The following is a 23,317-nucleotide window of genomic DNA, read 5'->3' on the forward strand; positions in this document are numbered from 1 at the left end:
CGGCGGGCGCGCTGTGCGACTCTGGATGCCAGCATCGCCGCGATCCCGGGTAGGTTCGCAATCATGGCAGGCAACTCGACCCACACCGTGACGAACCAGCCGCCTCCGCTGGTGGCCTACGACGTCTTCACCGCCGACCGGGCCCTCGTCGAGGCCGTCGAGCGGCACACCGCCGCGGACACGCTGGACGAGGTGCGCGCCGAGCTGGCCGCGCTCGGCCGGGCGGTGGGCTCGGCGCAGGTGCAGGAGTGGGGCGCGCTCGCGAACGAGCACCCGCCGCGGCTGCGCACCCACGACCGGTACGGCCACCGGGTCGACCGGGTCGAGTTCCACCCGGCCTGGCACCGGATGCTCGGCAAGGGGGTCTCGGCGGGGCTGACGGCCGCCTGGACGCGGCCCGCGGGGCATGTGCGCCGGGCGGCCGGGTTCCTCATCTGGACCCAGGTCGAGGCGGGCACCTGCTGTCCGCTGTCGATGACGCACGCGGCGGTGCCCGCGCTGCGGGCGGACCCGGAGCTGGCGGCCGAGTGGGAGCCGCTGCTGACGTCCGTGATCTACGACCAGGACCTGCGGCCGGCCGCGGCGAAGGCCGGCGCCCTGTTCGGCATGGGCATGACGGAGAAGCAGGGCGGCAGCGACGTCCGGGCGAACACCACCGAGGCGCGGCCGCTCGCCGAGACCGGGACGTACACGCTGACCGGGCACAAGTGGTTCTGCTCGGCGCCGATGTCGGACGGCTTCCTGGTGCTCGCGCAGGCCCCCGGCGGGCTCACCTGCTTTCTGGTCCCCCGGGTGCTGCCGGACGGCGCCCTCAACACGTTCCTGATCCAGCGGCTCAAGGACAAGCTGGGCAACCGGTCCAACGCCTCAGCGGAGGTCGAGTTCGACGGCACCTGGGCCCGCCGGGTCGGCGAGGAGGGGCGCGGGGTGCCCACCATCATCGAGATGGTCACCGCGACCCGGCTGGACTGCGCGCTCGGCTCGGCCGGCCTGATGCGGCAGGCGGTCGCCCAGGCCGTACACCACTGCGCGCACCGGGAGGCGTTCGGCGCGAAGCTGATCGACAAGCCGCTGATGCGCAACGTGCTGGCCGACCTGGCGCTGGAGTCGGAGGCGGCGACCGCGCTGGCGCTGCGGCTCGCGGCCGCCTACGACGACGGCGGCGAGCAGGAGCTGGCCCTGCTGCGGCTCGCGGTGCCGGCCGCCAAGTACTGGATCACCAAGCGCTGCGCGCCGCTCGCGGTGGAGGCCGCGGAGTGCCTGGGCGGCAACGGGTACGTCGAGGAGTCGGGGCTGCCCCGGCTGGTGCGCGAGTCGCCGCTGAACTCGATCTGGGAGGGCGCGGGGAACGTGCAGGCGCTGGACGTGCTGCGGGCGCTGCGGCGCGAGCCGGGCGCGCTGGACGCCTGCCTCACCGAGATCGGGCGGGCGCACGGCGCCGACCACCGGCTGGACCGGGCGGTGAAGGACCTGTTCACCGAACTCGCCGACCTGGACGGGGTCGAGGCGCGGGCGCGGCGCCTGGTGGAACGGCTCGCGCTGGTGCTCCAGGGTTCCCTGCTGGTGCGGTACGCGCCGCCCGCGGTGGCCGACGCGTTCTGCGCCTCACGCCTCGGCGGCGACCGGGGCGCGGCCTTCGGCACCCTGCCGTCGGGACTGGACCTGGCGTCGGTGGTGGAACGGGCACGGCCGGTGTCGTAGGCGGCTGGGGGTGGTGCTGCGCCGACACGGCACCACCCCCGCCTCATGGGCCCGTTGAAGGGCACGAAACGCCGCCCGGGGGCGGCGTCGTGGTCAAGTCTCGGCCACTCGCGGGTGAATCGCCAGGGTTGCAGGGGGTTGCAACTTGTCGGTGACGGTGGACGGAGTGCGTGCCTCCGGTCCGCGCCGGACGGCACTATGGGAGGCACGGCCGGGCCGGAAACCGCCGCCCGGACGGCTAGACCGTTGTGTTCGATGCCCCTTTTCCCGGGAGGACCCCAGTGGTGAACCCGCCGGTGAACGTGGCGCGCCTGGCCGCCGTGGACGCGGCGCAGGCGGCGCGGGTGCTGCACCAGATGCGCGAGGCGACGCTGGCCGGACGACGTGCGCGGATCGCGCCGCGCCCGGTGATCGAGCAGTCCTGGGGGCGGATGCTGCGCGGCGGCGTCGACCCCGACCGCGACGTGCGGTCCCGGCCGCTGTCGGCCGAGGAGGTGCGGCGCAGACGGGAGGAGTCGCCGCTCGGGCGGGTGCTGCCCGTGCTGCGGCAGGGGCTGCTTTCGGTCGCGGACGCCGGCGCGCACATCATGGTGGTCGCGGACGCCGAGGGACGCGTCCTGTGGCGGGAGGGCTCCCCCGCGGTGCTGCGCAAGGCCGACGGGCTCGGATTCGAACTCGGCGCCGACTGGCGCGAAGACGTCGTCGGAACCAACGGCGTGGGGACGGCCGCGGTCGTACGGCGGCCCGTACAGGTCTTCGCCGGGGAACACTTCGTGCGCACCCACACCTCCTGGACGTGCGCGGGTGCCCCGATCACCGACCCCCGGGACGGCGGTCTCCTGGGGGTGGTGGACGTCAGCGGCCCGCTTAAGACCATGCATCCGGCGACGCTCGCCTGGGTGGACGCGGTCGCCAAGCTCGCCGAGGCCCGGCTGCGGGAACTGCACCTTCACTCCCTGGAGGGGCTGCGGGCGGTGGCGGCGCCGGTGCTGGCCCGGCTGGACGGCAGGGCGCTGGCGGTGGACCGGGACGGCTGGACGGCAGCCGTCACGGGGATGCCGTACGTGCGGCGCGTGTCGCTGCCCAAGTCGCTGACCCCGGGCCCGCACCGGCTGCCCGCGCTCGGCACCTGCGCGGTGGAGCCGCTGGCCGGCGGCTGGCTGCTGCGCGCCGCCGAGGAACCGCCGCCGGCCACGGACCTGAGGGTGGAGCTGGATCTGGGCCGGGCGGGCCGCACTTCGGTGACCGTGACGGGGGCCGCGGGTTCCTGGTCCCGGGAACTCAGTCCCCGGCACGCGGAGTTGCTGTACCTGCTGGCCGAACACCGCAAGGGGCGCGGTGCGGCGGGCCTCGCCGAGGACCTGTTCGGCGACCCGTCCCGCACGGTCACCGTACGGGCGGAGATGTCCAGGATCCGCCGCTACCTGGGGGAGGTTCTGCGCCACCGGCCGTACCGCTTCAGGGAGGACGCGGAGGTCGAGGTGCTGCTGCCCGAGGACCCGCGCGACCTGCTGCCGCACTCGACGGCACCGGCGGTCACGCGGCGCAGGGCGACGGCCGGGGCCGGCTGACGGGACTCGACGCCCGGGGCGGAGCGGGCGACCGGGTCGTACGGGGCGGTCCGTTCCGTGCGCGTGCCTTCCGCATATTTGCGGGTCTTGGCCCCACGGCGCCCGTTACTGCCGTAGCATCCCTATGGGCCTCCCCACCTGCTCCCTGGTCAACTCACGGACCACCAGGCGCAGTTGGCCCGCTCGGGAGGAGACATGAAGCAACGCGGCAGACACCGCAGACGCAGGCGGGGCGCGGCTCTGCGCGCGGTCCTCGCCGGGGCCGCGCTGGCGCTCACCGCGACCGCCACCCTGATCAGCGCCTCTCAGGCCACCGTCGCCGCGAACCCCGGCGCGCTGCGGCCGCTGACCTCCCGGGCGGACACCGCCCCGCTGCGACTGCGCGAACACCTCGTGCCCGCCCGCACCCTGAACCGGCTCGCCGCCTCCATGGGCCGCCCGGTCGGCGTGGACGCCGTGCTGCGCAGCGCCGACCGCTCGCTGCGCGAGGGCGCCGGCTGCGGTTCCGAGGACCGCGAGACCCTGCCCGTCGCCCCGGCCGTCACCCGCGCCTACTGCTGGGACCGGGCCGACACCGCGGGCACCGCCTGGCAGCCGGCCTCCGTCACCACCTCGGGGGACGCCGACGACGACGGCGTCTGGGGCAGCCACCGGGTGATCCTCACCGGCTGGACCCACGACACCGCCACCGGGCCCGCCGCCGAGCGGGGCCTGGCCAGGGTCGCGTTCGTCGACGCCGACGACCCGCGGCACCCCGTCTACCGCTGGGTGCTCCTGGTGGTGCCCGTCGAGGGCGGCCGTGACTACCGCGCTCTGGCCTCCGGGGTCTCCGGGATGGTCTGGTACCAGGACAAGCTCCTGGTCACCACGCGCAGCGGCAGCGCCGACGCGCTCTACGTCTACGACCTCGACCGCATCCAGCGCACCACCGCGGACCGGGCCGCGATCGGCCGCGTGCACGGCGGCTGGTCGGGCGGCGGCTACCGGTACGTGATGCCCGCCGTGGGCTCCTACCGCTTCGCCGCCGGCCGTTGCGGCGCCTCGGGGCCGCCCTGTCCCGCGGGCATCTCCCTGGATCGCGGCACCGCGCCCGACAGCCTGGTGGCCGCCGAGTGGACGGCCCCGGGCAGCGAGCGGCGCGCGCGGCTGTGGCGGTACGCGTTCAGCACCGACCCCGCCCGCGAGGGGCTGCTCGCCACCGGCGCCGCCGGGCGGGTGGACCCGGTCGAGGCCTACCGCACCCGGGCGACCGGGATCCGGGGCGTGCTGTCGTACCGGCAGGCCGGGGCGGCCGGCCCGTCCTGGTATGTGGGACACGTGTCCGCGAACGCCGGGGGCGGCGGGAGCGCCGACGGCCACGGCGGTCTCTGGCGGCAGGACACCAAGGGTGCGAAGGCGGACCGCTGCGGCTCGGACGCCTCCCACCGCTGCTGGGCCCAGGGCCCGGGATCGCTGTCGTACTGGCAGGAGACGGGCGAGGTGTGGTCCCTGTCCCGGCGGATGCTGTTCGCGATGCCGCTGGCCACGCTGGACCGGTCGCTGGACTGAGCGGACGGGCCGACGGGCGGGCGGCGGACCGGCGAACCCGTGGCGGACCGGTGGACGGGCCGCGGATCGACAGACGGGCGGACGGGATGATTCCCTGGCCCGCATGAGCAGCGCCCCTGTCACCACCTGGTCCCTGGAACAGACCTCGCCGGCCGACCTCCTGTCCGCCGCCGCCCCCGACGGCGACGTGCGGATCGTCCGCGCCGAGGTCCCCTCCCCGGAGTTCAGCCGCTTCCTATACGCCTCCGTCGGCGGCGACATCCGCTGGACGGACCGGCTCGGCTGGGACTACGCGCGGTGGCGGCGCCACCTGGACCGGCCCGGTGTGGAGACCTGGGTCGCCTACGACCGGGGCACGCCCGCCGGGTACGTCGAACTGGAGCCGCAGGACGACGGCGTGGTGGAGATCGTCTACTTCGGTCTCATCCCGGCCTTCCGGGGCCGCCGCATCGGCGGGCACCTGCTGTCGTACGGCGCGGCCCGCGCCTGGGACCTGGCGGAGCGGTGGGCCGAGCGGACGCCGACGAAGCGGGTGTGGCTGCACACGTGCAGCAAGGACGGCGAGTTCGCGATGGACAACTACCTGCGCCGGGGCTTCACCCTGTTCGACACCAAGGTCGAGGAGGAGGCCGTGGTGGCCACCCCCGGCCCCTGGCCGGGGGCCTACCCGGCCTGACCTGCTCCGACAAGCCGTCCCGCACGGCATGTGACCGACGACACCCTTGTCCCACACTTCGGGACAAGGGTGTCCGCATTCTGGATAAAGCTGGACTGTGTCCAGATCGCCGTGCCAGGCTTCCGCCATGCCTGGAACTGGAATTGCCTTGGTGAGTCGGCGGCACGTCGACCTCGGCCGCATGTCCAGCGCCATCTGTCCGGCGAGCTGACCGACCCAGCACCGCCGCGCCCCCTCTCCCCGCCTGCCTGCTGCGCAAGGACGCGCACGCATGCCCGCATGCTCGCGTACGCGCAGGTCAGTGCCGCTTTCCGCCTGTCCGCAGCCTGTCCGAAGGACGTAGAACCATGGCCGCCACCCCACAGAACCCAGCCGCTTCAGCGCCCCGCCGCAAGGTGAGCCGTCACCGCGGCGAGGGCCAGTGGGCCGCGGGCCACTTCACCCCGCTGAACGGGAACGAGCAGGTCAAGAAGGACGACGACGGTCTCAATGTGCGGACACGCATTGAGACGATCTACTCCAAGCGCGGATTCGACTCGATCGACCCGAGCGACCTGCGCGGCCGGATGCGCTGGTGGGGCCTCTACACCCAGCGCAAGCCCGGGATCGACGGCGGCAAGACCGCGGTCCTGGAGCCGGAGGAGCTGGACGACGAGTACTTCATGCTGCGCGTCCGGATCGACGGCGGCGCGCTCACGACGCGGCAGCTGCGGGTGATCGGCGAGATCTCCCAGGAGTTCGCGCGCGGCACCGCGGACATCACCGACCGGCAGAACGTCCAGTACCACTGGATCCGCATCGAGGACGTGCCGGAGATCTGGGAGCGGCTGGAGGGCGTGGGCCTTTCGACGGTCACCGCCTGCGGCGACACCCCACGTGTGATGATCGGCTCGCCGGTGGCCGGCATCGCCGAGGACGAGATCATCGACGCCACCCCGGCGCTGGAGGAGATGAAGCGCCGGGTCCTGAACAACAAGGCGTACTCCAACCTGCCGCGCAAGTTCAAGACGGCCATCTCGGGCTCGCCCCTGCTGGACGTGGTGCACGAGATCAACGACGTGGCGTTCGTCGGCGTACGGCACCCCGAGCACGGGCCGGGCTTCGACGTGTGGGTGGGCGGCGGCCTGTCCACCAACCCCAAGCTGGGCGTCCGTCTGGGCGCGTGGGTCCCGCTGGACGAGGTCCCGGACGTCTACGAGGGCGTGATCTCGATCTTCCGGGACTACGGCTACCGCCGGCTGCGCAACCGGGCCCGCCTGAAGTTCCTCGTCGCCGACTGGGGCGCGGAGAAGTTCCGCCAGGTGCTGGAGGACGAGTACCTGGGCGGCCGCAAGTTGATCGACGGGCCCGCCCCCGAGCAGCCGGTGCAGCAGTGGCGCGACCACGTCGGCGTGCACCGGCAGCAGGACGGCCGCTACTACGTCGGTTTCGCCCCGCGCGTCGGCCGGGTCGACGGCGCCACCCTCACCAAGGTCGCCGAGCTCGCGGAGGCGCACGGCTCGGGCCGGGTCCGGACCACCGTCGAGCAGAAGATGATCGTCCTCGACGTCGCGGAGGAGCAGGTCGACTCGCTGGTCGAGGGCCTGGAGGCGCTGGACCTCACCGCCCGGCCGTCCTCCTTCCGGCGCGGCACCATGGCGTGCACCGGCATCGAGTTCTGCAAGCTCGCCATCGTCGAGACCAAGGAGCGCGGCTCCCAGCTCATCGACGAACTCGAGCGCCGCCTGCCGGACTTCGACCAGCCGATCACCATCAACCTCAACGGCTGCCCGAACGCCTGCGCCCGCATCCAGGTCGCGGACATCGGTCTCAAGGGCCAGCTCGTCCTCGGCGAGAACGGCGAGCAGGTCGAGGGCTACCAGGTGCACCTGGGCGGCGCGCTCGGCCTCGACGCCGGCTTCGGCCGCAAGGTGCGCGGCCTGAAGGTCACCTCGCGGGAACTGCCCGACTACATCGAGCGGGTCCTCAAGCGCTACCAGGCCGAACGTGAGGACGGCGAGCGGTTCGCGACCTGGGCGGCCCGCGCCTCCGAGGAGGCGCTGTCATGAGCGAGCGGGCCGCGCCGTTCCACTGCCCCTACTGCGGCGACGAGGACCTGCGCCCGGGCGAGCAGGGCCACGGCGCCTGGGAGTGCGGGGCGTGCAACCGCGCATTCCAGCTGAAGTTCCTGGGGCTGCTCGCCCGGGGCCTGAGGCGAGCCGACAACGGAGGGGACGACGCGATATGACGACGGCTCAGTCAGAGCGCACGGCCGAGGAGTTGAAGGCCCTCGCGGAGCAGGCCGGCCGGGACCTGGAGGACGCCCCCGCCCTGGAGATCCTGCGCTGGGCGGTGGACACCTTCGGGGCGCGGTTCTGCGTCACCTCCTCCATGGAGGACGCCGTGGTCGCCCACCTGGCCTCGCGCGTGCGCAGGGAGGACGCCCCCGTGGACGTCGTCTTCCTCGACACCGGCTACCACTTCCCGGAGACCATCGGCACCCGGGACGCCGTCGAGGCCGTGATGGACGTCAACGTCATCACCCTCACCCCGCGGCAGACGGTCGCCGAACAGGACGCGGAGTACGGCCCGAAGCTGCACGACCGCGACCCCGACCTGTGCTGCCGGCTGCGCAAGGTGCAGCCGCTGGAAGAGGGCCTGAGGGGCTATCTGGCCTGGGCGACGGGCCTGCGCCGCGACGAGTCCCCGACCCGGGCGAACACCCCGGTGGTCGGCTGGGACGAGAAGCGGCAGAAGGTCAAGGTCTCCCCGATCGCCCGCTGGACCCAGGACGACGTGGACGCCTACGTGGCCGAACACGGCGTCCTGACCAACCCGTTGCTGACGGACGGCTACCCCTCCATCGGCTGCGCCCCCTGCACCCGACGGGTCCTGGAGGGCGAGGACGCGCGCGCCGGCCGCTGGGCGGGCCGCGCCAAGACCGAGTGCGGGCTGCACGGATGACGACCGACCAGACACAGGAGAACCACGTGACCACCGGAGCCACCGTCTGGCTCACGGGTCTGCCGAGCGCCGGCAAGACCACCATCGCCCACGAACTGGCGGCCCGGCTGCGCGACGAGGGCCACCGGACCGAGGTGCTCGACGGCGACGAGATCCGCGAGTTCATCTCGGCGGGCCTCGGCTTCTCCCGCGAGGACCGGCACACCAACGTGCAGCGCATCGGCTTCGTCGCCGAGCTCCTCGCCCGCAACGGCGTCACGGCGCTGGTCCCGGTGATCGCGCCGTACGCGGACAGCCGGGACGCCGTCCGCAAGCGGCACGAGGAGAACGGGACGCCGTACCTGGAGGTCCACGTCGCCACCCCGGTCGAGGTGTGCTCGGTGCGGGACGTGAAGGGGCTGTACGCCAAGCAGGCGGCGGGCGAGCTGTCGGGGCTGACCGGGGTCGACGACCCGTACGAGGAGCCCGAGACACCCGAGCTGCGGATCGAGTCGCAGCACCAGAGCGTGCAGGAGTCCGCGGCCACCGTGTACGCCCTGCTGAGCGAGAGGGGACTGGCATGACGACCGTCGCCAAGACCGCGACCGGCGAGGGGACGTCCGGCCCGTACGCCCTCTCCCACCTGGACGCGCTGGAGTCCGAGGCGGTGCACATCTTCCGCGAGGTGGCGGGCGAGTTCGAGAACCCGGTGATCCTGTTCTCCGGCGGCAAGGACTCCATCCTCATGCTGCACCTCGCGCTGAAGGCGTTCGCCCCCGCGGCGATCCCCTTCTCGCTGCTCCATGTGGACACCGGACACAACTTCCCCGAGGTGCTGGAGTACCGGGACCGTGTGGTCGACGCCCATGGGCTGCGCCTCCATGTGGCCTCGGTACAGGACTACATCGACCGGGGTGTGCTCAAGGAGCGGCCCGACGGGACCCGTAACCCGTTGCAGACGCTGCCGCTGACCGAGAGGATCCAGAGCGGGAAGTTCGACGCCGTGTTCGGCGGCGGTCGGCGCGACGAGGAGAAGGCCCGGGCCAAGGAGCGGGTGTTCTCGCTGCGGGACGAGTTCTCCCAGTGGGACCCGCGCCGTCAGCGGCCCGAGCTGTGGAACCTGTACAACGGCCGGCACGCCCCCGGCGAGCACGTGCGGGTCTTCCCGCTGTCCAACTGGACCGAGCTGGACGTCTGGCAGTACATCGCCCGCGAGGGCATCGAGCTGCCGCAGATCTACTTCGCGCACGAGCGTGACGTGTTCGCGCGCGGCGGCATGTGGCTGACGGCGGGCGAGTGGGGCGGCCCGAAGGACGGCGAGACCGTCGAGCGGCGCCTGGTCCGCTACCGGACCGTCGGTGACATGTCCTGCACCGGCGCCGTCGACTCGGACGCGACCACGCTGGACGCCGTCATCGCCGAGATCGCCGCCTCCCGGCTCACCGAGCGCGGCGCCACGCGCGCCGACGACAAGCTCTCCGAGGCCGCGATGGAAGACCGCAAGCGCGAGGGGTACTTCTAAGCATGAGCACGACCACGACCGAGGCGCTCTCGGCCACCACGCTGCTGCGGTTCGCCACCGCCGGCTCCGTCGACGACGGCAAGTCCACGCTCGTCGGACGGCTGCTGCACGACTCCAAGTCGGTCCTCACCGACCAGCTGGAGGCCGTGGAGCGGGCGTCGGCGAGCCGGGGCCAGGAGGGCCCCGACCTCGCGCTGCTCACCGACGGCCTGCGCGCCGAGCGGGAGCAGGGCATCACCATCGACGTGGCCTACCGCTACTTCGCCACGCCCCGCCGCCGGTTCATCCTCGCCGACACGCCCGGCCATGTGCAGTACACCCGCAACATGGTGACCGGCGCCTCCACGGCCGAGCTGACCGTGATCCTCGTCGACGCCCGCAACGGCGTGGTCGAGCAGACCCGGCGGCACGCGGCCATCGCCGCGCTGCTGCGGGTGCCGCACGTGGTCCTCGCCGTCAACAAGATGGACCTGGTCGACTACGAGGAGCCGGTGTTCGCCGCGATCGCCGAGGAGTTCACGGCGTACGCGACCGAGCTGGGCGTCCCCGAGGTCACCGCGATCCCGATCTCGGCGCTCGCGGGCGACAACGTGGTGGAGCCGTCCGCGAACATGGACTGGTACGGCGGCCCGACCGTGCTGGAGCACCTGGAGACCGTCCCGGTCAGCCACGACCTGGCGCACTGCCACGCGCGGCTGCCCGTGCAGTTCGTGATCCGGCCGCGGACCGCCGACCACCCGGACTACCGGGGCTACGCGGGCCAGATCGCGGCCGGCACCTTCCGCGTCGGCGAGCCGGTGACGGTGCTGCCGTCCGGGCGGACCACCCGGATCTCCGGCATCGACCTGCTCGGCGAGCCGGTCGACACGGCGTGGACGACGCAGTCGGTGACGGTCCTGCTGGAGGACGACATCGACGTCTCGCGCGGCGACCTGATCGTGCCGACCAAGGACGCGCCGCCCACCACCCAGGACGTGGAGGCGACCGTCTGCCACGTCGCCGACCAGCCGCTGACCGTCGGCCACCGGGTGCTGCTCAAGCACGGAACCCGCACGGTCAAGGCGATCGTCAAGGACATCCCGTCCCGGCTCACGCTCGACGACCTGTCGCTGCACCCGCACCCGGGCCGGCTCGCCGCCAACGACATCGGCCGGGTGAAGATCCGTACCGCCGAGCCGCTGCCCGTCGACTCCTACGCCGACTCGCGCCGCACGGGCTCGTTCATCCTGATCGACCCCAGCGACGGCACCACGCTCACGGCGGGCATGGTCGGGGAGTCGTTCGCGACGCCCGAGCCGGTCAAGGACGCCGCCGAAGACGACGGCTGGGACTTCTGAGCCATGGACACCGCCATGGACACCGCCATGGACACCGGCGATTTCTACTCGCTGTTCGCGAAGGAGGGCGGCCGCGTCGGCAGCGGCGCCCTCGGCAGCGGGCAGGGCGGGGTGGCGCGATGTGCGCGGTGACGTACGCGCACTGCCGGCGCGCCCTCCCCCCGCACCACAAGCGAAGACCTGCCGACCTCCCGGCCACGACCTGAGGGTCCGTGACCGCCGGGCCTCCGAGAGGAACACCTCCCGTGCCTGCCACCACCTCGACGCTCCTTCGCCGCGGCGCGGCCCTGATCGCCGCGCTCCCGCTGCTGACCCTGGCCGCCTGCGGCTACGGCTCGAAGGCCGCGGACGACTCGGCGAACACCAAGGTCGCCGCCGGCGCCGAGAAGATCGACGGACTCGACTCCGTGAAGATCGGCTACTTCGGCAACCTCACCCACGCCACCGCGCTGGTCGGCAGGCAGAAGGGGTTCTTCCAGAAGGAGCTGGGCGCGACCCAGGCCGCCTACCAGGTGTTCAACGCCGGCCCGTCCGAGATCGAGGCCCTCAACTCCGGCTCCATCGACATCGGCTGGATCGGCCCCTCCCCGGCGATCAACGGTTATACCAAGTCCGGCGGCAAGAACCTGCGCATCATCGGCGGTTCGGCGTCCGGCGGGGTGAAGCTGGTGGTGGACCCGGAGAAGATCAGGTCGCTGAAGGACATCAAGGGCAAGCGGATCGCCACTCCCCAGCTCGGCAACACCCAGGACGTGGCCTTCCTCAACTGGGTGGCCGGACAGGGCTGGAAGGTCGACGCGGAGAGCGGCAAGGGTGACGTGTCGGTGGTCAGGACCGACAACAAGGTGACCCCGGACGCCTTCGAGTCGGGCTCCGTGGACGGCGCCTGGGTGCCGGAGCCGACCGCGTCCAAGCTGGTCGCCGAGGGCGGCAAGGTGCTGCTGGACGAGTCGGCGCTGTGGCCGGACAAGAAATTCGTGATCACGAACATCGTCGTGTCGCAGAAGTTCCTCAAGCAGCACCCCAAGGCCGCCGAGGCGGTCCTGCGGGCCTCCGTCGAGACGAACCGGTGGATCAACGCCCACCCGGGGCCCGCGAAGGCCGCCGCGAACAAGCAGCTCGGCATCGACTCCGGCAAGGCACTGCCGGCCGATGTCCTCGACCCGGCGTGGAAGTCCATCCGGATCACCGACGACCCGCTGGCCGCCACGCTCGACACCGAAGCGCGGCACGCGGTGAAGGCGGGGCTGCTGGAGAACCCGAAGCTGGCCGGCATCTACGACCTCACCCCGCTGAACAAGGTCCTCGCGGCCGCGGGTGAGTCCTCCGTCAGCGACGCCGGTCTCGGCGTCAAGTAGTTCCGGATCCGACAGTTCCCAGGAGGTGACGATCATGGCAACCGCGCTCGCCAAGGCCGATGACGTCGACACGGTCGACCACGCCGCCCGTATCGAGCACGTCTCGAAGTCCTTCCCCGGGCCCACAGGGCAGCAGCTCGTCCTCGACGACATCACCCTGGATGTCGCACCGGGCGAGTTCGTCACCCTGCTGGGGGCCTCGGGCTGTGGCAAGTCGACCCTGCTGAACCTGGTGGCGGGGCTCGACCAGCCCTCCGCGGGCAGCATCACCACCCACGGGCGTCCCGCCCTGATGTTCCAGGAGCACGCGCTCTTCCCGTGGCTGACCGCGGGCAAGAACATCGAACTCGCCCTCAAGCTCAACGGTGTTCCCAAGCAGGAGCGGCGCGGCCGCGCCGACGAACTGCTCGAACTCGTACGGCTGAAGGGCTCGTACGGCAAGCGGGTGCACGAACTGTCCGGCGGGATGCGCCAGCGCGTGGCGATGGCCCGCGCGCTCGCCCAGGACAGCCGGCTGCTGCTGATGGACGAGCCGTTCGCGGCGCTGGACGCGATCACCCGCGACCTGCTGCACGACGAACTGACCCGGATCTGGGAGGAGACGGGCCTGTCCGTCCTCTTCGTCACGCACAACGTGCGCGAGGCGGTGCGGCTCGCGCAGCGGGTCGTGCTGCTGTCCTCCCGCCCGGGCCGGATAGCCCGCGAGTGGCGGGTGGACATCCCCCAGCCGCGGCGCATCGAGGACGCCCCGGTCGCCGAACTGTCCCTGGAGATCACCGAAGTCCTGCGTGGGGAGATCCGCCGTCATGGCCAGCACTGAGACGAAGACCGCCACGGACGCGGGGAGCGTCGAGGCCGGCCTCGACGCCCTGGAGAGCGCCGCGCCGCGCCGCACCCCGTTCCGGCAGACGTTCACCGGCAAGATCCTGCCGCCGCTCGTCGCCACCGCGGTGGTGCTGGTGGTCTGGCAGGCGCTGATCACGTTCAAGGTCGTCGACGATCCGACCAAGCTGCCCTCCCCCGCCGACGTGGGCGGTGAGTTCAAGGAAGCCTGGCTGGAAGGCAAGCTGCTCGGCTACATCTGGACCAGCGTCTCGCGCGGTCTGCTGGGCTTCCTGTTCGCCCTCGCCATCGGCACCCCGCTGGGGCTGCTCGTGGCGCGGGTGAAGTTCGTGCGGGCGGCCATCGGCCCCGTGCTGTCCGGCCTGCAGTCGCTGCCGTCGGTGGCGTGGGTGCCGCCGGCGGTGATCTGGCTGGGCCTGGACAACTCGATGATGTACGCGGTGATCCTGCTCGGCGCCGTCCCGTCCATCGCCAACGGCCTGGTCTCCGGCATCGACCAGGTGCCGCCGCTGTTCCTGCGGGCGGGCCGCACCATGGGCGCGACCGGGGTGCGGGGTGCCTGGCACATCGTGCTGCCCGCCGCACTGCCCGGCTATCTGGCGGGACTGAAGCAGGGCTGGGCGTTCTCCTGGCGGTCCCTGATGGCGGCGGAGATCATCGCTTCCTCCCCCGACCTGGGCATCGGCCTCGGCGCGCTGCTGGAGAACGGCCGCAACGCCAGTTCCATGTCCATGGTGTTCGAGGCGATCTTCCTGATCCTGTTCGTCGGCATCGCCATCGACCTGCTGATCTTCAGCCCGCTGGAGCGGTGGGTGCTGCGCAGCCGCGGCCTGCTGGTGAAGGGCTGACCCCCATGCGCCACCGGCCGGTCCTCCTCGTCATCGCCCACGGCAGCCGCGACCCGCGGCACGCCGCGACCGTGCACGCCCTGGTGCGGCGGGTACGGTCGCTGCGGCCCGGGCTGCGCCTGGAGACCGGTTTCCTCGACTTCAACGTCCCGTCCGTGCAGGGCGTGCTGGAGTCGCTGGCGGCGGAGGGCGTACGCGACGTCGTGGCGCTGCCCCTGCTGCTGACCCGCGCCTTCCACGCCAAGGCGGACATCCCTGCGGTGCTGCGGGACGCCCCGGCGCGGCTGCGGATCCGCCAGGCGGAGGTGCTCGGCCCGTCGCCGCTGCTGCTGGCGGCACTGGAGCGCCGGCTGTACGAGGCGGGCCTGACGCCCGCCGACAAGTCCTCGACCGGGGTCGTACTGGCCTCGGCGGGGTCCTCCGACCCGGAGGCGATCGCGGTGATCGCAGAAATCGCGCGGGAGTGGCGGCACACCGGTTGGTGCGCCGTGCGGCCCGCGTTCGCCTCCGCATCCCTTCCGCGCACCGAGGACGCGGTGCGCGAACTGCGCGACCTCGGCTGCGAGCGGGTCGCGGTCGCCCCGTACGTCCTGGCCCCCGGCTTCCTCCCGGACCGCATCGCCGGCGGCGCACACGAGGCGGACGTCCTGGCCGACGTACTCGGCCCGGCGCCCGAGGTGGCACGCGTGCTGCTGGAGCGCTACGACACGGCGGCCCTGCCGGCGCGGGCGGCACTGGGCGCGTGACGCCTGGCGGCGGGGCCACGGCGCGTGCCGCGAGCCTCCTGCCCGGTGGGGCCCGTACGCACCGGTGGGTGCGGTCCGGCCCGGGGTGCCCGGGTTCCTCGAAAGTACTTCCTGGTCTCGGCCGGATCTGCTGGGATGGTGCCTCGGAGCACTATCGGGGGAGAACGTGCGCGTGGCCGGTCAGGAGTTCGGGTGTCACCTGGGGCTGCCCAGGGCCCTGTCGGGCCTGCCACTGAGTCCCCTCGTGCCGGGCTACGGCCGTCTCGCCGCCGACCAGCACGCCGCGGGGTTACGCCACCTCGGCGAGACGCTGGGCGCCGCGCCGACCGGGTTACGGGTCCTGGACGGCCTGTACGTGCCCGCCGGGCCGCGGGGCAGGCGCCGGGTGGACGGGCCGTTCCTCGACCAACTCGCCGAGGGCGCCGGTCCTGCCGCCCCGCTCGCCGCGAAGCTGGCCGCGCTGCACCGGCGCGACCCGCAGGCACCGCGCCGCGTCGTCCTCTACCAGCTCATCGGCCTGCTACAGGACCAGCCCGCCCCCCGACGCCCACGCGCCGCGGCCGAGTTGGGCGTGCACCCGGACGAGACGGCGGGCCTCGTGGCCGCCGCCCGGCTGCGGCCGTTCCTGGACCGGCGCGCACGCGACGCCGCCGAGTCCCTCGCCGACGCCCGGGAACTGCGCCGGCTGCACCGGCTGCGGGCACTGCTCGACCGGCTGCCCCCCGACACCGGCGACCGGGAGGTCGCCGCCCTGCGCGTCTGGCTCGCCGAACGGCTCGACGCGGTCGACGGCCACCTGCGGACCGGCCGCCGGGCCGAGGACGAGGGCGAGCGGGAGAACGCGGGCGACGCGTACCTGAAGGCTCTGTGCGAGGCCGCCGACGACCACCGCGCCCTGCGTGGCCTGGTCCGCGTGCACCGCCCCGAGTCCGGCCGGCGTCAGCTGCTGCGCGCCGAACTGCGGCCCGATCACGTGGAGTTGTCGTGGCGGGACCGGCACGACGTGTCGGACGACTGGCGGCTGCTGCGGCTGTGCCGCACGGACCGCGGCAGGCCCGTCGTGCGCAGCGTGCCGGGCGCGGACCCCACGGCGGCCGGCACGGTGGCCGACGAGGACGCGCCGCTCGGTGCGAAGGTGCGCTACGCGGCGCTGCCGTTGCGGGACGGGCGGGTGGCGGGGCCGCCGCTGGTGTCACGGCAGTTGCTGGTCGCCCCGGAGGTGGGCCGGCCGGTGCTGACGGACGGCCCGGGCCGGATCCACTGCGCCTGGCAGCGTCCGGAGAAGGCCGGCGACGTCACCGTCGAGCACACCGGACCCGGCCCGGCCGGCGCCCGGTTGACGCTCCGGCCGGACGGCTTCACCGCCACGGGCCTGCCGGCCGGCCCGCACGCCTTCCGCGTCGTCTGCCACTACCAGGGGCCCGGCGGCGCCCCGGTCTCCTCCCCGGGACTGCGGGTGACCGGCACCGTCCACCCCTGGCCCGACCCCGTGCGCACCCTCACCGCGCGGCCCGACGGCGGGGCCGTACGGTTCGCCTGGACCGGTGCGGAGGACGCCGAGGTACGGCTGGTGGTGTGGCCCGGGCGGACGCCCGCGCCGGGCACCGAGCTGCGCACCCGGGACCTGCCGCCCCCGCTGGACTGGCCCGAGCGGAGCGGCGCCCCGTGTCCGCCGCCCGGGACCTGGGCCGAGGTCGCCGCCGTCGCCGTGCTCGGCGAGCGGGCGCTGGCCGGTCCCGCCGTCGCCGTCGAGGCCGTGCACGCCGTACCCGGGCTCGCCGCCGAACGGCTCCCGGACGGGCAGGCACGCGTCACGCTGGACTGGCCCGACGGCGCCGGGCACCTCGCGGTCACCTGGGCGCCCCCGGACGGCACGGACGCCGGCGGTGAGCGCACGCTGACCGCGCACGCCTACCGCCGCAGCGGGCTGCGGCTGCCGGTCGGCCCGGGAGCGGTGCGGATCCGGGCGGCGACCGTGCCCCGGGCGGCCGGAGCCGTCGTGGTGGTGCCCGAGACGGCCGAGACGCTGCTGCCGCCGGACACCGCCATACGGTACGAACTGGTACGCCCGCAGCGGCGGTTGCTGCGCCGGGGCCGGTCCCTGCTGCGGGTCAGCCTCGCCGCGCCGGGCGCGTCCGGCGAGCTGCCCGAGTTCGTGTGCGTGGCCCGCAGCGGCGACCTGCGCCCGAACAGCCCCGCCGACGGCACGACCGTGCTGCGCGTGTCCGGCCCCGACCTGGCTCGGCACGGCACGGTCGAGCGGGAACTGCCGGCCTCCGTCTGCCCGGCCCCCTACAGGCTGCGCGGCTTCCTGCTCGGGGAGCACGCGGTCTCGGTGCGTCTTGAAGAACCCTCCCCCGCGAGCCTGGTGGTGCGCTGAGCGATGACGACCGTGATATGCCCGTACTGCTTCACCCGCGCGTCGGCGGCCAGGCTGCCGTACCGCTGCCTGATGACCCCGAGCGGGGTGCGCGGCGGCGCGCCGTGCGGGCCCGAACGGGACGATCTGTGGGCCGGGTTCATGGGGCCCGGGGTGCCTCCGTCGGCCCGGATGCGAGGGCCGGTGTTCCCCGCGGCGCGCAGGCTCGGCGGGCTCGGCGGCCCGAGCGGCGGGCGCAGCAGCGTGCCCTGCCCGCACTGCGGGGTGCCGACGCCGGTACGGGTGTGCGACTCCTGCCACAGCGACCTGCCCAGCGACTACTGCGACCAGGACAGCCGGATCATCGCCCTGGTCGGCGCGAAGGCCTCCGGCAAGAGCACCTACGCGGCCGTCCTGGTCAACGAGCTGAACCACCGGGTCGGGCAGGCCTACCAGGCCTCGCTCGCGGCGATGGGGCAGAGCACCCAGCAGCGGGACAAGGAGATGGCCGAGGACCTGTACGAGCGGCTGCGGCTGCCGGACGCCACCCGGCCGGCCGCGCTCGGCTTCAACGACCCGCTGCTGTACCGGCTGAGCCTGCCCCGCAAGGGCCTGCTGGGCGGGTCCGGCACCCGGCACACCACGCTGGTCTTCTTCGACGCGGCCGGTGAGGACCTGGCCGGCAGCGAGGCGATGGACCGCTACACCCGCTACCTGAGCGCCGCCGACGGAATCATCCTGCTCGTGGACCCGCTGCAGCTCGGTTCCGTCCGGGACCGGCTCCCGGTGCACGAGGGGCCGCCGCTGCCCGTCGTGGAGACCGCGCCGCAGCAGATCGCCGCCGACCTCGCGGCCCAGCTGCGGGCGCACGGCCGGGGGCGCTCCCGGGGCCGGGTGTCCACCCCGATGGCCGTCGCCGTCACCAAGACGGACATGCTCAGGCCGCTGCTCGACCCGCACTCCCCGCTGCTGCGCAACGCCCCGCACAGCGCCGGCGCCTACGACGACGCCGACCGGCTCGCCGTCCACGAGGAACTGCGGTCGCTGCTGACGGACTGGGACTCCGGCGCGCTGCTGCGCCAACTGGAACTGGACTTCGCCGAGTTGTCCTACTTCGGGCTGTCCGCGCTGGGGGCGCCACCGCCCCGGGACGCCCCGGCGGACGCCCCGAAGTCGGGCCCGCAGCCGGTGCGGGTCGAGGATCCGCTGCTGTGGCTGCTGTCCCGGCGCGGGCTGCTGCCCGTGCGGGCGGCGGAGAAGGGGCGTGCCCGATGAGCCTCGCCCAGCTGCACTACACCTCGGCGCCGCCCGGCCCGGACGGCTCCGGCTTCCGGTTCACCGCGGTCAGCCCCGGCGTGCCGCAGACGGTGCTGCGGGAGGCCGAGCAGCTCATCGGGTACGAACCCCCGCGCGACCTGCCCGCGCGGCCGGACACCGAGGAGCTGAAGGCGTTCCCCAAGGCATTCAGCTGCACCGAACTGTCCGACGGCGGGCGGCTGCTGAGCCGGTCGGTGTACACGGGCGCCGACTACAGCGGGCGCTGGGGCAACTTCCACACGCACGCCCTGCACCTTCCGCCCGGGACCCGGCTGCCCGACGGGGCGCTGCCCATCACGGCCTGGGAGTCGCCGCGCTGGGCCGACGCCACCCCGCCGGACGGGCGGCCGGAGCCGGTCGACCGGTTCGAGCCGTCGGGCCTGCTGCGCCGGGACGGCCTGGTGGCGTTCGCGCGCTCGCGGGCGGACCGGCTCGCCGCGTTCTTCGCCGACCTCGCGGCCCTGGCCGGGGAGGCGGACAGCCGGCAGATCGTGGTGGTGGAGCGGGACAGTGCCGACGTTGCCCAGTGGATCGCGCTCGCCTGCGCCGTGCTGCCCCGCGAGCGGGCGCATCTGCTGACGTTCACCACCTACACCCGGCGCCCGCAGCAGGCCCGGCAGCAGATCGTCGGGGTCCTGCCGTCCTCCGAGCCGGTCGGCCACGACCACCGGTTCCGGGTGCACGACTGCACCGCCCGCCCCGGCCCCGGGCCCGTCGCCGACGCCTGGGCCGACGCCTGCGCGCGGATCTGGACGGCGGGCCGGCCCGACCTGTTCCGGGGCAACTCGGGTGACCTCGGCCCGCTGGCGGTGGCGGCACTCGTCACCGGCGTCCCGCTACGCGCCGACGCCCGCGCGGCGGCGGCCCACTGGACCGCGGCCCACGCGCCCACGGTCCCGGAGGAGACCCTGACCGCCCTGATCGCCGCGCTGACGGAGGCGAGCGGGACGGGCACGGGCCGCCCTGCCACCGGGGCAGGCGGCGCGCGGACGGGGGCGGGGTCGGCCGGGGGTGACGCGTGGTCGCGCCGCAGCGGTACGGCACCGACCGGCACCGCGGCGGGCGCGAGCGGCAGCGGCACGGGCGCGGGCGGTACGCGGGCGAGCGACAGCGGTGCGGGCCCGCACCGCACCGCCGGGACTCCTCTGGACCACGAACCGGCCGCGCTGGCCGCTCTGTCGGCACGGCTGGACGGGCAGGTGCCCACCGCCGTCTCCGCGCCGCTCGCCGCCCATGTCCTCGCCGCGGCGGTCCGTGACCGGGGGCCCCTGCCCGCGCTGGGCGCGGGCTCGCTCACCCCCGCGCTGCGCGCGGAACTGGCCCGGGACCTGGCCCCCGCCCTGCGGCAGGGCGTCGGCGACCCCACCGAGCCGGCCGCCGGACGGCCCCTGGCCCTGCTGCGCGTCGCCGACCTGCTCGACGTGGACTGCGTGGACGCGCTGCCCGGACTGGCCGGGCGGCTCGCCCGCGACCTGGTCAGCGGCCGGCCGGCCGACCGGGCCGCCGGGCAGGAGCCGGAACACGGGTCGGCGGGAGCCGTGAGCGTGGCCGGAGCCGGGACCGACCCGCACGTCGACGGCGGGCGGGTGGTCTGCCCGCCCGCCGTCCTCGACGCCGTGCACGGTCATCCCGCCCTGCGTACCGCCCTGTTCGGCGCGCTGGACGCGCTCGCCGCCGCGCATCCGCCCGGGGTGGCCGGGCGGCTGGCCGGCTGTGGGCTGCCGGTGCCGCCCTCCCCCGGCTTCCCGCACCTGCGGATGTGCCTGCAGACGGCGGGGGCGGGGCGGACCGGCGACCGGCGGGCGCGGTTCCACGGCCTGCTGCGCACCGCCGGGGTCTCGCCGCACGCCGCGCCGGACGTGCTGCGCACCGCGTTCCAGCTGGTGTGGCCGGACGGCCCGCCCGGTGCGGAGGATGCGGCACTGCTGCTGAGCGAGCTGGGCTCGGACGCGCACCGGCTCGCGGGCACCCGGGATGCGTTGGTGGAGGCCGCGCTCGCGGCCCCCGCCGACGACCCGGCGGTGCCGGTCCTCGCCGCCGACCTGCTGCGCTGCTTCACCACGGAGCTGCGGCCCGCGCACCGGGCGCCGCTGCTCCTGCTGGAGTACGCCGGGCTGCTGGACGGCGACCACGACGTCGAGAACTGGGTCGACCACGTGTGCGGCCTGCGGGACGGCGCGCCCGAGCCGGTGCCCGAACCGGTGACGCGGCGGGTGTACGACGCCCTCGCGCGACGGCTGCTGGCCGTGGCGGCGCCCGGGACCGAGCCGTACGCACCGCCCCGGCCGCCCGCGCCGGAGAGCGAGCTGTACGCGCTGGCCCGCGCGGGCGATCCCGGGCTGCTCGCGGCCTACGAGCGGGTGGCGCGCGGGGACCGGGTGGCCGAGCGGCTGCGCACCGTGCCCGGCTACGTCGCCGCGTGCTTCTGCGACTGGAGCGCCTACCCGCGGCCGCACGGCGGCTGGGAGACGACCCGGACCACCCTGCTGGCCAAGGTGCTGCGTCCGGTCGTACGGGCGCTGCCGGCCGAGGACCAGCGGGCGGTCGAGGAGGCGCTGCACCGCACCGGCCGGGGCCGGCTGGACGCCTACCGTGCCTGGAACCGGCCCGGTGCCCTGGGCCGGCTCGCGGGCCGGCTGACCGGGCGGGGCCGGCGCGAGGACCGGCAGGCGCCCTGGACCGGCGACGTGGAGCCGCCCGCCGGGGGAGGCCGCGGATGAAGGCGGACGCGGCGGAGGGCGGCGCGCAGCTCGCGCTGGTGCTCCTGCTCGGCTGGACCGGGGTGGTGGCCGCCGCGGTGTGCGGGCTGCGCGCGCTGTGGGAGTTCCTCGGGCGCGGGCTTGCGGCCGCCTGGCGGCGGACCGGCCCCTGGCAGCCCGGCCTCGCCGACTGGCGGCTCGCCGGGGTCGGCGGCGCCGAGCCCGCGCATCTGGTCTACTGGTGGCGGCAGTCGTGGGCGGACGCCGGGTCCGCCGCGGCCGCGGTGCCGCGGACCGTGTGGTCCGCGCTGCGCGACCGGTGGCTGCGGGGAACCGTCCGGAACCTGTTCCACGGGTGCCGGCCCTCCGGCCGGCGCCCCACCGCACCGCTCTACCGGCTGCTGTTGCTGGTGTTCGTCGCGCCCGGCACCGCCGTGGGCGCGCCGGCCGGGGCCGCGCTGGCTGCGCTGCTCCTCGGTGTGGTGCTGGCGCTGTTCGCGCTGCTGCTGGCCGTGGTGTGGCTGGGCTGGGCCGCGGCCGTACCGGTGCTGCGCGCCCTGGAGCGGGGCTGGCTGCTGCTGCGGGGTGTCCGGGTCAGGTGCCCGCACCCCGGCTGCTACGCGCCGGTCCCGCTGGCCCTGTACCGCTGCCCGAACTGCGGTGAGCACCATGCCGAGTTGCGGCCCGGGCGGTACGGCGTGCTGTGGCACGTGTGCCGGTGCGGGCACCGGCTGCCCGCCTCCCGGCCGCTGGGCCGCGGACGGCTCACGGCGCTGTGCCCGCGCTGCGAGCAGTTCCTGCCCCGGGCGGCGGGCACCATGCCGGTGGTGCACACCCCGCTGGTCGGTGGCACCTCCTCGGGCAAGACGATGCTGATGGCGGCCATGGTCGAGGGGCTGCACTCGTGGGCGCGGCAGGGCGAACTGCGGGTGGAGTACGCCACCGTGGACGACCAGCGCGTCCGGACCGGCCTCAACCAGGAGCTGAACCGCACCGGTTGGGCGCACGCCACGACCGGCGGCCAGCCGCGCGCCCTGATGCTGACCGTGGCCCGGGGCCGCAGGCGCCGGCTGCTGTACCTGTACGACCCGATGGGCGAGTCGGTGAGCGACGCCGAACGGGTGCGCGCCCAGGGGTACCTGGCGCACACGGACGGGGTGGTCCTGGTGGCCGACGCCCTGGCCGATCCGCGGGTGCGCGGCCGGCTGGACCCCGCCGACACCGAACGGGCGGAGCGGGCCCGGCCCTCGGCGCAGGGCCCCTGGGAGACGTACCAGCGGCTCACCGGGGAGCTGGCGGCGCTCACCGGCCGGCGGTCCCGGATGCCGGTGGCCACCGTGGTCACCAAGCGGGACGTGCTCGACCGGCTGACCTCGCTGCCGGTGCCGGGCGCGCGGGTCGAGGACTGGCTGGCCGACGTGGGCCTCGGCCCCCTGGTCCGGGCGCTCGGCCACGACTTCCGGGCGGCCCGCTACTGGGCCGTCAGCGCACACGCGGCCACCGGCACCGGGCCGCTGGAGAGCGAGCAGCGGCGGGCCGCGGAGCCGGTGCTGTGGCTGCTCGCGGCCTCGGGGCTGCGCACCGGCCCGCTGACCGGCCCGGGCGGTGGCGGGGGCCGGCCGGTCCGGCCGCGGCGGCGGTCCGACGGGGCGAGCGAAGGCCACGAGGGGAGGTACAGCCCGGCATGAACCAGGTGACCCCATCGGTCGCACGGGCCCGGCGGGTGCTGGCGGGCCTCTTCGTCACCGCGGTGGTCCTGGCGGCGGTGGCCCTCGGCGGCACCGCGTGGCTGCTGCTGCGCTGACCCCCGGTACTCCCCCACGGGTGCGTCCACCCACGCGCCCCACCCGCACGACACCTGTCCACGGAA

At 74.6% G+C, this 23,317-nt stretch carries 20 protein-coding genes; all 20 read left to right on the top strand.

From position 1 onward, the window contains the following. Positions 1 to 63: 63 nt before the first annotated feature. Entirely contained in the window at positions 64 to 1,701 is a 1,638-nt protein-coding gene (locus tag PV343_RS26540) for an acyl-CoA dehydrogenase family protein (RefSeq protein WP_319149480.1), read from the top strand. 296 nt (positions 1,702 to 1,997) lie between these two features. Beyond that, entirely contained in the window at positions 1,998 to 3,272 is a 1,275-nt protein-coding gene (locus PV343_RS26545; protein WP_388236406.1) for a GAF domain-containing protein, read from the top strand. Positions 3,273 to 3,467: 195 nt separating this feature from the next. Further along, complete coding sequence (locus PV343_RS26550) at positions 3,468 to 4,820, top strand: hypothetical protein (protein ID WP_319149482.1); 1,353 nt, start codon at positions 3,468 to 3,470, stop codon at positions 4,818 to 4,820. A 103-nt stretch (positions 4,821 to 4,923) separates the two neighbouring features. Beyond that, positions 4,924 to 5,496: a GNAT family N-acetyltransferase gene (locus tag PV343_RS26555; RefSeq protein ID WP_319149483.1), complete on the top strand. Its 573-nt coding sequence runs from the start codon at positions 4,924 to 4,926 to the stop codon at positions 5,494 to 5,496. Positions 5,497 to 5,623: 127 nt separating this feature from the next. Beyond that, positions 5,624 to 5,707 carry a putative leader peptide gene (locus PV343_RS26560; RefSeq protein ID WP_310739661.1) on the top strand — a complete coding sequence of 28 codons (84 nt, stop codon included), beginning with the start codon at positions 5,624 to 5,626 and terminating at the stop codon, positions 5,705 to 5,707. A gap of 136 nt (positions 5,708 to 5,843) precedes the next feature. After that, complete coding sequence (locus PV343_RS26565) at positions 5,844 to 7,544, top strand: nitrite/sulfite reductase (protein ID WP_319149485.1); 1,701 nt, start codon at positions 5,844 to 5,846, stop codon at positions 7,542 to 7,544. Next, complete coding sequence (locus PV343_RS26570; protein ID WP_319149486.1) at positions 7,541 to 7,723, top strand: hypothetical protein; 183 nt, start codon at positions 7,541 to 7,543, stop codon at positions 7,721 to 7,723. Before PV343_RS26565 ends, PV343_RS26570 begins: the two co-directional genes overlap by 4 nt. After that, positions 7,720 to 8,439 carry a phosphoadenylyl-sulfate reductase gene (locus PV343_RS26575; RefSeq protein WP_319149487.1) on the top strand — a complete coding sequence of 240 codons (720 nt, stop codon included), beginning with the start codon at positions 7,720 to 7,722 and terminating at the stop codon, positions 8,437 to 8,439. The genes PV343_RS26570 and PV343_RS26575 overlap by 4 nt, the downstream gene beginning before the upstream one ends. Before the next feature lie 26 nt (positions 8,440 to 8,465). Continuing rightward, complete coding sequence (gene cysC / locus PV343_RS26580; protein ID WP_319149488.1) at positions 8,466 to 9,002, top strand: adenylyl-sulfate kinase; 537 nt, start codon at positions 8,466 to 8,468, stop codon at positions 9,000 to 9,002. After that, a complete protein-coding gene (gene cysD / locus PV343_RS26585; RefSeq protein ID WP_319149489.1) occupies positions 8,999 to 9,940 on the top strand; it encodes a sulfate adenylyltransferase subunit CysD in 942 nt (313 codons plus the stop codon). The genes cysC and cysD overlap by 4 nt, the downstream gene beginning before the upstream one ends. A gap of 2 nt (positions 9,941 to 9,942) precedes the next feature. Beyond that, positions 9,943 to 11,277 carry a sulfate adenylyltransferase subunit 1 gene (locus PV343_RS26590; protein WP_319149490.1) on the top strand — a complete coding sequence of 445 codons (1,335 nt, stop codon included), beginning with the start codon at positions 9,943 to 9,945 and terminating at the stop codon, positions 11,275 to 11,277. Between the two features lie 3 nt (positions 11,278 to 11,280). Then, entirely contained in the window at positions 11,281 to 11,409 is a 129-nt protein-coding gene (locus tag PV343_RS26595) for a hypothetical protein (RefSeq protein ID WP_319149549.1), read from the top strand. 113 nt (positions 11,410 to 11,522) lie between these two features. Beyond that, positions 11,523 to 12,635, top strand: coding sequence for an aliphatic sulfonate ABC transporter substrate-binding protein (locus tag PV343_RS26600; protein WP_319149491.1), 1,113 nt, complete (start codon positions 11,523 to 11,525; stop codon positions 12,633 to 12,635). 34 nt (positions 12,636 to 12,669) lie between these two features. After that, positions 12,670 to 13,455: an ABC transporter ATP-binding protein gene (locus tag PV343_RS26605; RefSeq protein WP_319149492.1), complete on the top strand. Its 786-nt coding sequence runs from the start codon at positions 12,670 to 12,672 to the stop codon at positions 13,453 to 13,455. Continuing rightward, on the top strand, positions 13,442 to 14,326 hold the full coding sequence (locus PV343_RS26610; protein ID WP_319149493.1) for an ABC transporter permease: 885 nt from the start codon (positions 13,442 to 13,444) through the stop codon (positions 14,324 to 14,326). The genes PV343_RS26605 and PV343_RS26610 overlap by 14 nt, the downstream gene beginning before the upstream one ends. A gap of 5 nt (positions 14,327 to 14,331) precedes the next feature. Then, on the top strand, positions 14,332 to 15,072 hold the full coding sequence (locus PV343_RS26615; RefSeq protein ID WP_319149494.1) for a sirohydrochlorin chelatase: 741 nt from the start codon (positions 14,332 to 14,334) through the stop codon (positions 15,070 to 15,072). A 172-nt stretch (positions 15,073 to 15,244) separates the two neighbouring features. After that, positions 15,245 to 17,452, top strand: a complete 2,208-nt coding sequence (locus PV343_RS26620; protein WP_319149495.1) for a hypothetical protein — start codon at positions 15,245 to 15,247, stop codon at positions 17,450 to 17,452. A 3-nt stretch (positions 17,453 to 17,455) separates the two neighbouring features. Beyond that, complete coding sequence (locus tag PV343_RS26625; protein WP_319149496.1) at positions 17,456 to 18,706, top strand: TRAFAC clade GTPase domain-containing protein; 1,251 nt, start codon at positions 17,456 to 17,458, stop codon at positions 18,704 to 18,706. Beyond that, positions 18,703 to 21,468 (top strand): GTPase-associated protein 1-related protein, encoded by a 2,766-nt coding sequence (locus PV343_RS26630; protein ID WP_319149497.1) that lies wholly within the window; start codon positions 18,703 to 18,705, stop codon positions 21,466 to 21,468. Before PV343_RS26625 ends, PV343_RS26630 begins: the two co-directional genes overlap by 4 nt. Further along, positions 21,465 to 23,135, top strand: coding sequence for a TRAFAC clade GTPase domain-containing protein (locus PV343_RS26635; protein ID WP_319149498.1), 1,671 nt, complete (start codon positions 21,465 to 21,467; stop codon positions 23,133 to 23,135). Before PV343_RS26630 ends, PV343_RS26635 begins: the two co-directional genes overlap by 4 nt. Positions 23,136 to 23,317 lie beyond the last annotated feature (182 nt).

This window comes from Streptomyces sp. WI03-4A, assembly GCF_033792105.1.
GTDB lineage: Bacteria > Actinomycetota > Actinomycetes > Streptomycetales > Streptomycetaceae > Streptomyces > Streptomyces collinus_A.